We start from the raw sequence: 9,579 nt of genomic DNA on the forward strand, positions 1-9,579 counted from the left end.
AATGATTAAAAAATTAGTTACTTGTCTCGTAGTTCTTGCTGTGTTCTCCACCCCTCTTTTTGCTCAATGGAGTAATGATCCCGCTATGAATACCGCAGTTTGCGATTTAAGTGGAGAGCAAGCAATTCCCAAAGTAGTCTCATCTGCAGATTTTACGTATGTGAGCTGGTTTTCCAGTGATGCCGGCAATTACGATGTTCGTCTGCAACTTTATGATTCCCAAGGAAATGAACAATGGGAACACAACGGAATCCTGATTAGTAACCATGAAGCAATGACTTGGTTGACGGATTGGGATATGACAATTGATAACGAGAACCACGCCATTCTGGCTTTTCAGGACATCAGAACAGGAAGCAATAATATCTATGCTTATAGAATTTCTCCTAATGGTGATTTCGTTTGGGGTGCAGATGGCATAGCATTATCAAACACCTCTGCTTTCGATGCTTCACCCGTTACTGCAGTTACTAGCTCCGGTAACGCAATTATCGCTTGGACTTCGGAAACAGTCTCTTTTTTGCAAAAGATTTCACCAGCAGGTGATTTGCTTTGGGGCGATACGGGAATTACTCTAACGGGAACAGAATCATATAGCTGGCCCCAAATTATCCCAATTGAAAATGACAATATCTTGGTAAAATTTTACAAGGATACAGGTAGCTATCCTTATATTACCAGAAATGTTTATGCTCAAAGATTTGACGCTGATGGAAATCCTGTGTGGAGCGAAGATACAATTATTTCAAATGCCGGTGGAGTAAGTGCATGGACTCAAATTTTATCAATTGTTAAGGATCATGATAATGGATTTTATGTAGCCTGGCGTGATGACCGAGATAATAATATGATTCTTGAAGTATATCTTCAGCATATTGACTCTGACGGAAATTGTACTTATGAAGATAATGGCATGAAGGTTTCTACTTTGCCAAACAGAAATAGGATGTACGTTCAACTTGCATTACCCCCAAATTCCGATAATATTTTCGCTTTCTGGAATGAGATGGATTCTAATCAAATCAACCGAGGAATCTATGGACAAAAAATATCCCCATCAGGTGAAAGATTATGGGGTGATAGTGCAATAGCATTCATCGAATTATCAAGCACAAATGTTCTTCCTTTTGCAGCAGGAGCTTCGCAAAATGATGCAGTTTTATTTTACGAATACTTGCTATCTGCGATCAATACGCATATCAAGGCAATGCGTATTGATGAAGACGGAAATTATGTTTGGCCAGATGAAAAAGTTATGATGTGTTCTGCCAATTCACAAAAAATCCATCCGGATGTAAGTTGTTTCCAAAATGATCAATGGGTAGCCACATGGGAAGATAATCGAAATGGTGCAAATGACATTTATGCTCAGAATATAAACTTGGACGGCACACTCGGAACAAATCAGGGAATTTATGAAAAACCTGATATGCCCGATTTTTTCTTTCTTGCAAATTCCCCCAATCCCTTTAATTATCAAACAGAAATCCAATTCTCTCTCAATACAATTACACGCTTGGAAATCAGTATTTATAATATCAAAGGTGAAAAGGTTAAAACTCTCGTTAAGGCGGAATTCAACAAAGGATTGCATTCAAAAACATGGAATGGAAAAGATGATAAAAACCAAACCGTATCATCAGGAATTTATTTTGTGAAGATGAAAGAGTTCGAAAATAATGCTATCTCTCAAGTTGAAAAGATCATGTTTATAAAATAAACTTGAAAAAACTTGAGTTAATCCGCCTGCCTCGTGTCCGCCAGCCGGCGGATTATCTGTTTTATTTATCCCGTGAAATGATTTTATCTTTTTTATTTCACTGGGATTTCACAGGGGTGATATTTTAATCTGTGAGCCAACTTAAGAAAGGGGATTTAACCATTTCGCCCTATGGCGGAATGGTTTAAACACAATTAGCCAAAAATGACCTTTTTTAAGTGGACTCATTTGTAATACTAAATTTTTATTACCTCTCTAACTGAAATGTTTTTTTCAATCTTCAAACAAATCATCAAAACTGTTTTTTGCAATTCGGTAGGGGAATCCTTTTCTTTGCAGAAATGCTAATGCTTTTTGTTTTCGCTTTTTCGGCTCGAATCTTTCCAAACTTCTCAGTTTTTTTTTCAACAACCGATCAGCCATTTCCTGCTCAACTTCGGCAGTGAGATTTTCTTCGAGAACCAGATCAATGATTTCACTACTGATCCCCTTTGATCTTAATTTGTTTCTAAGTAATATTTTCCCTTCCGGATGAAATTTAATCAGATCCCGAAGATACATTTCTGCAAAATTACTATCGTTTATAAATCCCAGTGTTTCAAACTTATTGATTAATTTTTCGATTACAAGCGGTGAAAAATTCTTTGATTTGAGTTTATTTTGAATTTCACCTTTGGAACGGAAACGATAATCAAGTAGATCCAAAATTGCCTTTTCACCTTCGTAGAGTTCAACTCTCTCCGTTAATTCGGATAGGTTTTCACTCTCGATTTGTTTGCCTGTTGTGAGACCAAACTTATCTAAGGCTTTTTTTGAAAGTGAAAAGGCATAATTATTATCTACATAGATTTGATACTTATTTTTTCTTGCTATTTTTTGAATCTTTGTTATCTTCATCCGGTTGTGGTTTAATTAGTCCCAGAACGATTTTTACTTTATTATCAATTTCTTTCATTTCCTTCGGATTTTCTTTTAGGAAATCAATTGTTTGCTCTTTTCCCTGACCAAGTTGTATGTCGTTATAGGAATACCAAGAGCCTCTTTTTTTAATAATGTCGTGTTCCACACCTTCATCCACCAAAATGCCTAATGATGAAATTCCGTTACCGTAAATTATATCAAACTGAGCGCGTTTAAAAGGCGGTGCAAGTTTATTCTTTACGATTTTTACCCAAACCACATTTCCGATAATATTTTTTGTAGGAGTTTCTTTTATGCTCGGTCCTTTTTTCACTTCGATTCGGACTGAAGTATAAAATTTCAATGCGACTCCACCGGTAGTTGTTCGCGGATTCATATAGGGGGCAACGCCAATTTTCATTCTCGTTTGGTTTATGAAAACGAGAGAGCAGTTGGATTTGCTAATAATTGCCGTTAGTTTTCGCAATGCCTGAGACATCAAACGAGCCTGCAAACCCACGTGTCTATCGCCCATTTCTCCATCAATTTCTGCCTGCGGAACAAGTGCTGCCACAGAATCAACGATGATAAGTGCAACTGCGTTACTGCGAACTAAAGTCTCAACAATCTCGAGAGCCTGTTCACCTGTATCCGGTTGGGAAATAAGCATTTCATCCGTATTAACTCCCAATTTGCGAGCGTAAATAGGGTCGAGAGCGTGTTCCGCATCAATGAAGGCAATCACGCCATCCTTTTTTTGAGCTTCGGCTGCAATATGCAGTGCCAAAGTAGTTTTGCCGGATTGTTCCTCACCATAAATTTCCGTAACTCTGCCACGCGGAATGCCACCTATCCCAAGAGCTGCGTCCAGATTGATCGCGCCGGTAGGGATAAAATCAATATCAGCATGAGTTTTTGAACCCAATTTCATAATAGAACCTTCACCGTATTTTTTTCTGATCTGTCCTATTGCGGTGCTAAGTTCAGGGTTTTCATTTTTTCCTGTGTCTTTCTTTTTTGCCATTTTTTCCTCCGTAATATTTATTTTCGATTTAATAAAAAGATTTTTTCAACTGTATAGATTGGACCTTTGGGTGTTAATTGACTTCTAAATAATGTTAATTTGGAACAAGGAACATCCTTGATAATTTTCTGGGTTTTTGCAATTATTTTTTCCCACTCAATGTTTTGAACAAATCTGATCCTGCCAAGCGTGGAGTGTAATTTCAAAGAACGGTGCGATTTTTCAAAACCAATTGCATTTAGATTGCTTTCAATTTCTTTGAAAATGTTCTGAGCAACCTGATTATTCTCAATAATATCATACCAAATAACGCGCGGATTATGATAATTTGGAACAACTTCTATCTTCCCAAATTTTGTTTTAAAGGGAGGGAATCTGTCGGTAATTTTTTGAACTGAATTGCAAATTTCGTCAAGGAGTGAAGGTTGAACTTCACCCAAAAATTTGAAAGTAATATGCAAATTTTCCTCTTCGACCCATTTTATTCCTTTGGGAATGTATGATTTTAGAATGCTGACATTTTCATAAATCCTTTTTTTTATCCGGTTTGGAAAATCGATTGCAAGAAAAAGTCGCATTATCTTTTGTATCCTATTTTTTGCAAAAATTCTGTTCGTTCTTTTATATCTTTTTCATTTTCTACACCCAGAGGTGAATAACCGTCAATTACCCCGAGGATACCGCAACCTTGCTCACTTTTTGCCAGAATTACTTCCACGGGATTTGCCGTAGCACAAAAAATATTTACTACTTCAAAGCATTGTTTGAGTGCGTTTAGGACGTTTATCGGAAAAGCATCTTTCAGGATAATAATGAAAGAATGACCGGCGGAAAGTTTCTCTATATTTCTCACAGCCGCATCAATCAATTCCATGTCAGTTCCGTCTTTTCGGACAAGCCGTTTTTCTGAAGCTTCGCTGAACGCCAGACCGAATTTTGCTGATGATATGCTGCTCATCATTATTTCATAGATATCTTCTACTGTTTTTATAAAATGTGAATGCCCTAAAATCACATTGCAACCATACGGGATTTCCAATTTAACTGTTTTTAATTCCATGTTATCACCTGAAAATTCTTTTTAATTTAAAATAGGATTCAATTTCCGTTTAATCCTTGTCAAACTTTATGATATTTTATTTTGGACAATCTTCCCAAAACCTCCATAATGCCGTTTGTAAATTTTGTGCTGGAATAATCAAGGAAGAAAATAGCCTATTCGTTTACGGATAGGCAAAAAATTGGGTAAATTATTTCACAGGGGTGATATTTTATACAACACTGCAACATCACGGATGTTGCACTCCAAAAAATTTTTATTTCTACTGTATTATTGGGGTTAAAAATATCCACAATAAAAGGTTACATCTCCTGCAATTCCAAAATTCTATCCCTAATTTCAGCAGCTTCCTCGAATTTCATTTCATCCGCTTTTCGCTGCATTTCCTTCTTTAGTAATCTGATAGCATCTCCGCTATTTTTCATCTTGACAATATCCTCAAAATCTAATGATTTTTGAGCTGCTTCTTTCTTTTCCTTATCCTCTCTCGTTTGGTCTGCCACGGAAGTAGATTGCATAATGCTCTCAATCGTTTTTTTTATAGATTCCGGCGTGATATTATGCTCCCGATTATATTCGAGCTGAATTTTTCGTCTGCGATTTGTTTCGGAAATTGCGTTTGCCATTGCGAGAGAAACATTATCACCATAAAAAATAACTTTTCCGTCAATATGTCTGGCAGCTCTGCCGGAAGTTTGAATAAGAGCACGTTCGGAACGCAGAAAACCGGCTTTATCCGCATCCAAAATTGCAACGAGCGAAACCTCGGGCATATCCAATCCTTCACGTAAAAGATTTACGCCGATAAGCACGTCAATCTCTCCCAATCTAAGTTCGCGAATAAGTTTGGTGCGCTCGAAAGTATGGACATCACTATGCAAATATTTTGCATTTATTCCTATTTCCGATACATAGGTTGTTAAATCTTCCGCCATCTTTTTGGTCAGGGTTGTTACTAAAACTCGCTGGTTTTTTTCCGCTCGTTTACGAATTTGCTCCAGAAGATCATCCACTTGGAATTCAGCCGGTTTCAAAATAATTTCAGGATCGATTAATCCAGTAGGACGAACAACCTGCTCCACGATTACTCCATCGCACTTTTCCAACTCATAATCACCGGGTGTGGCAGACATATAAATAATTTGATTTACGGATTTTTCAAATTCCTCAAATCTCAAAGGACGATTATCATAAGCGGAAGGAAGGCGAAATCCATTTTCTATCAAATTTTTTTTACGAGAATAATCTCCTCCGTACATTGCATGCAATTGGGGAATTGTTACGTGAGATTCATCAAGAACGATCAAAAAATCTTTGGGAAAATAATCGAGAAGGCAAGAAGGTTTTTGCCCTGGTTTTCGCTTGGCAAGATGTCTGGAATAATTTTCAATTCCGGATACATATCCGACTTCTCGCATCATTTCCATATCGAAACTCGTTCTCTGCTTGATTCTCTGAGCTTCTATCCACATCTCTCCGGATTTGAAAAATTCTACTCTCTCCTTCATTTCTTTTTCGATCTCCAGCAAAGCCTCCCCAAGCCTTTTTTCGGAAGTGATGAAATGTTTTGCGGGATAAACCGAATAATCATCCAACTGATCCAAAATCGTATTTGTAAGCGGATTTATACGATGTATGGCACTAATTTCATCGAAACTAAATTCCACCCGAATAGAATTTTCGAGATATGCAGGATAAATTTCTACCACATCGCCACGTACCCGAAAAGTTCCTCTTTCAAATTCATAATCATTGCGTGAATAATATATTTCGACCAATTGTTTGAGCAATCGGTCTCGGTCAATTTCTTGTCCCACTCTCAAATCTATCAAAGCCTCACGATAATCTTCCGGCAAACCCAATCCGTAAATGCAAGACACACTGGAAACGATGATCACATCGCGTCTTTCCATCAGCGACATAGTTGCCCGAAGCCGCAATCTGTCTATAATTTCGTTTATGCTCGCATCTTTTTCGATATATGTGTCGGAAACCGGAAGATATGCCTCAGGTTGATAATAATCATAATAGCTGACAAAATATTCAACCGCATTTTCAGGGAACAGTTGCTTCATTTCTCCGAAAAGTTGGGCTGCAAGTGTTTTGTTATGAGAAATGATCAGAGTTGGACGATTTACGTTTTGAATAACGTTGGCAATAGTAAAAGTTTTTCCGGAGCCGGTTACACCGAGCAGGGTTTGATATTTCTGCTTTTCCAGAATTCCTTCTGTCAATTCTCTGATTGCAGTAGGTTGGTCGCCTTTTGGGGTGTAATCTGATTTTAGTTTAAATTTATTCATAATCGGCAAACTTATTCGTTCTCTATTATTTTAATCGTAGTATGATTTTTCAAATTATTGTTTTTTCACTTACTTACTTCTGAAGAAATAGTGTCAAGACTTTCCATTTTATCTTTGTGTCCGCCATCCATTTTTTATAGATTTTCTGAAACCGAATGAATTTCATTAAAAATTTCTCAATCATACGTGGATTTAAAAAAGCACACATATTAAATGTTAGCATCTCATATTAAATGGACAGTCACCCTTAAAAGTATCCACCCCAATATAGATGACGTAATTGCGAATTTAGAGATTACAAATGATAAAATATATAAACAGATGAAAAAATTCTATCAGCGAATCTGCCAGGATGTACAACACTACTCGTAAGACTGTAAGAAAATGGCTTATTAGGTATAGAAAGTATGTGCTTGAAGGGCTTAACAACAAATCACGTTTAAGACAAAAATATCCTCAGAAAATGCCTGAAGATATTAGACAATCTATTATTGATACAAAAGGCAACAGGCCTTGGGGAGCAAGAAGAATAAAAGAGATTCTTTCTCTATCTTATTCGCACCAGACTATTCACAAGAAATTAAAACAAGCCGGGAAAGTAAAAAAAAAGAAAAAGCGGTATAAAATCAGAAAAAATATGTCTCCCAAAGATATTTTAAAAGAAAAGAATAAAAACATTGACGAATATATCCTGAATATCCCTCCTATCATATCTGATAATTATATTATTGAACTGGAAAATATTAAAAAGGGTGGATACTTATGGTGTAGACCGCCCACAGATTTTGCACCCAAAACTTGACGAGATTTGCAAGAATTTTTCTAAATGGAATCTAAATTTCGATTGCAAAAATTCGGAATTTGTGAGTAGGACAAAATTAAAATGAAAATAAAAAACGTGGGTAAAAGGGTTAAGTTATTTATTTGCTCTTTCTTGAAAAGAGAGAGGCGAATGCAAAATATCTCCGTTAAATTTTCAGCACTCATTAAACGAACGAGTTTTTTCATTATACATTATTCATTATTCATTATTCTTACCCCCCCCCTGTTACATCCCACACGTAAGTTGCAGGCATTTACTCCCAACGCCAACTTTCCTTACATATTTTTGTATTTTAAAAAACGATGCAATTTATCAGCATAAAATAAGCAAACTCAATTATTATATTTTTTATGAAAACAATTTTTTTGGTGAGAGAAACAGATTCACTTGAACACACCTTTCCAACACTGATAGTACTCCTCAGTTGGAAAGGTTTTGAGGACACCCTTTTTTAGGAGAAATTTTGAATGATAAAACGTAACAAAGCATAATTAAATTATTTTTTATAAATATGACAACCTGAAAAATTTACAAAATTTTAGGAAATTTTAAATGAAAAAGTTAATCTTAGCCTTAATTGGAATCATTTTTATGGTTTCAATGGTAAATGCACAAATACAAACGCATATCGTTCCCGATGATTACGATACAATTCAAGAAGCAGTTGATGCATCAAATAATGGAGACTTCGTTAAAATCCGAAACGGTGATTATTATGAATCTTTTGATTTTCCCTCGGGAGTACATATTACGGTACAAGGCTTTTATCAATCAACATCAAATAGCACTATTATTCACGGTGATGGAAATGATAATATAATTGTAGATATGTTTGGTTGCGCTAATTTTAACAAATTACAATATTTGACGCTCGCTGGAGATAATAATACAATAGGCGTGAGGATTGGCAACTCGCTTTATTCAGAAGTAAAACATAATATAATTAGGAATAATGATGTCGGATGTTTACTAACAGATACCGATTATAGTGATATTAATAATATAACATCTAATAAAATATACAATAATAATGTTGGCGTTAAAGCGTTAAACGACTGGCAATATTCATTACGAGCTAGAATTAGATATAATTGTATTTATAATAATCAATATGGTATTGAAATATCGAATAATAGTTCACCAAATCACTTGTATATTTACAATTGCACAATTGCAGATAATGAAATTGCAATTGCTTGTGGTCAATACCAACATTTTATTGAAATAAATAGCACAATTATCTGGAATAATATGGATGCTTTTACAAATAATCAGAATAATTTATATATTACATATTCCGGCATCCAGGGCGGCTGGGCTGGAGAAGGCAATATCGATGAAAATCCATTCTTCGTTGACCCCGCAAACAACGACTATTCCCTCCAGTGGAATGAAAACAACTTCTCCCCCTGCATAGACGCCGGCGACCCCGAAACCGAATGGGACGAAGATGATACTCCTCCGGATATGGGTGCTATTACTGCCATAGAACACTCTTACTTCCAAGATGAATATGACGGTTACGAATATGACGCAGTGGACTGGATTTCCTATCCTGTTCTGAACAGAATTACCGATAATGCAGAAAATGCCCTGAATGTGCTGGAAAGACAAGGGCTACTTAATGATAATGGTATTCAGACAGACGACATCCTCGAATGTGTTTGGTTTGAAGGTATTGATAAAATTTGGTTTGATAATGGCTGGCAAAATGACTTGGGCAATTTCGACAGTAAGCAGGGCTATAAAGTT

8 protein-coding genes are annotated in these 9,579 nt (G+C 36.1%); 3 read left to right on the top strand and 5 right to left on the bottom strand.

Annotated features, from left to right (window positions below; all coding sequences use genetic code 11):
* The coding region (locus U9P79_09090) for a FlgD immunoglobulin-like domain containing protein (protein MEA2104775.1) at positions 1 to 1,720 on the top strand (1,720 nt) is incomplete at its 5' end.
* 273 nt (positions 1,721 to 1,993) lie between these two features.
* Here U9P79_09090 and U9P79_09095 read toward each other — a convergent pair.
* The 5 genes from U9P79_09095 to uvrB all read right to left on the bottom strand — a co-directional run bounded on the left by U9P79_09095 (position 1,994) and on the right by uvrB (position 7,004).
* Entirely contained in the window at positions 1,994 to 2,617 is a 624-nt protein-coding gene (locus U9P79_09095; protein ID MEA2104776.1) for a RecX family transcriptional regulator, read from the bottom strand.
* A complete protein-coding gene (gene recA / locus U9P79_09100; protein MEA2104777.1) occupies positions 2,577 to 3,644 on the bottom strand; it encodes a recombinase RecA in 1,068 nt (355 codons plus the stop codon). Before recA ends, U9P79_09095 begins: the two co-directional genes overlap by 41 nt.
* A gap of 17 nt (positions 3,645 to 3,661) precedes the next feature.
* Positions 3,662 to 4,222: an RNA 2',3'-cyclic phosphodiesterase gene (gene thpR / locus U9P79_09105; protein MEA2104778.1), complete on the bottom strand. Its 561-nt coding sequence runs from the start codon at positions 4,220 to 4,222 to the stop codon at positions 3,662 to 3,664.
* Positions 4,222 to 4,704: an adenosine-specific kinase gene (locus tag U9P79_09110; GenBank protein ID MEA2104779.1), complete on the bottom strand. Its 483-nt coding sequence runs from the start codon at positions 4,702 to 4,704 to the stop codon at positions 4,222 to 4,224. Before U9P79_09110 ends, thpR begins: the two co-directional genes overlap by 1 nt.
* 302 nt (positions 4,705 to 5,006) lie before the next feature.
* Positions 5,007 to 7,004, bottom strand: coding sequence for an excinuclease ABC subunit UvrB (gene uvrB, locus U9P79_09115; GenBank protein ID MEA2104780.1), 1,998 nt, complete (start codon positions 7,002 to 7,004; stop codon positions 5,007 to 5,009).
* A 334-nt stretch (positions 7,005 to 7,338) separates the two neighbouring features.
* On the opposite strand from uvrB, the gene U9P79_09120 reads away from it, so the two are divergent.
* Positions 7,339 to 7,806 carry a helix-turn-helix domain-containing protein gene (locus U9P79_09120; protein MEA2104781.1) on the top strand — a complete coding sequence of 156 codons (468 nt, stop codon included), beginning with the start codon at positions 7,339 to 7,341 and terminating at the stop codon, positions 7,804 to 7,806.
* A gap of 573 nt (positions 7,807 to 8,379) precedes the next feature.
* Positions 8,380 to 9,579 (top strand): hypothetical protein (locus U9P79_09125; GenBank protein MEA2104782.1); only part of this gene is annotated, 1,200 nt, incomplete at its 3' end.

The sequence above is a fragment of the Candidatus Cloacimonadota bacterium genome, assembly GCA_034661015.1.
Lineage (GTDB): Bacteria > Cloacimonadota > Cloacimonadia > JGIOTU-2 > JGIOTU-2 > JAYEKN01.

What these genes read in the sequence shown, in the direction of transcription:
- recA (MEA2104777.1), bottom strand. Translation starts at nt 3,644, where the DNA reads ATGGCAAAAAAGAAAGACACAGGAAAAAATGAAAACCCTGAACTTAGC.
- uvrB (MEA2104780.1), bottom strand. Translation starts at nt 7,004, where the DNA reads ATGAATAAATTTAAACTAAAATCAGATTACACCCCAAAAGGCGACCAA.
- U9P79_09110 (MEA2104779.1), bottom strand. Translation starts at nt 4,704, where the DNA reads ATGGAATTAAAAACAGTTAAATTGGAAATCCCGTATGGTTGCAATGTG.
- thpR (MEA2104778.1), bottom strand. Translation starts at nt 4,222, where the DNA reads ATGCGACTTTTTCTTGCAATCGATTTTCCAAACCGGATAAAAAAAAGG.
- U9P79_09095 (MEA2104776.1), bottom strand. Translation starts at nt 2,617, where the DNA reads ATGAAGATAACAAAGATTCAAAAAATAGCAAGAAAAAATAAGTATCAA.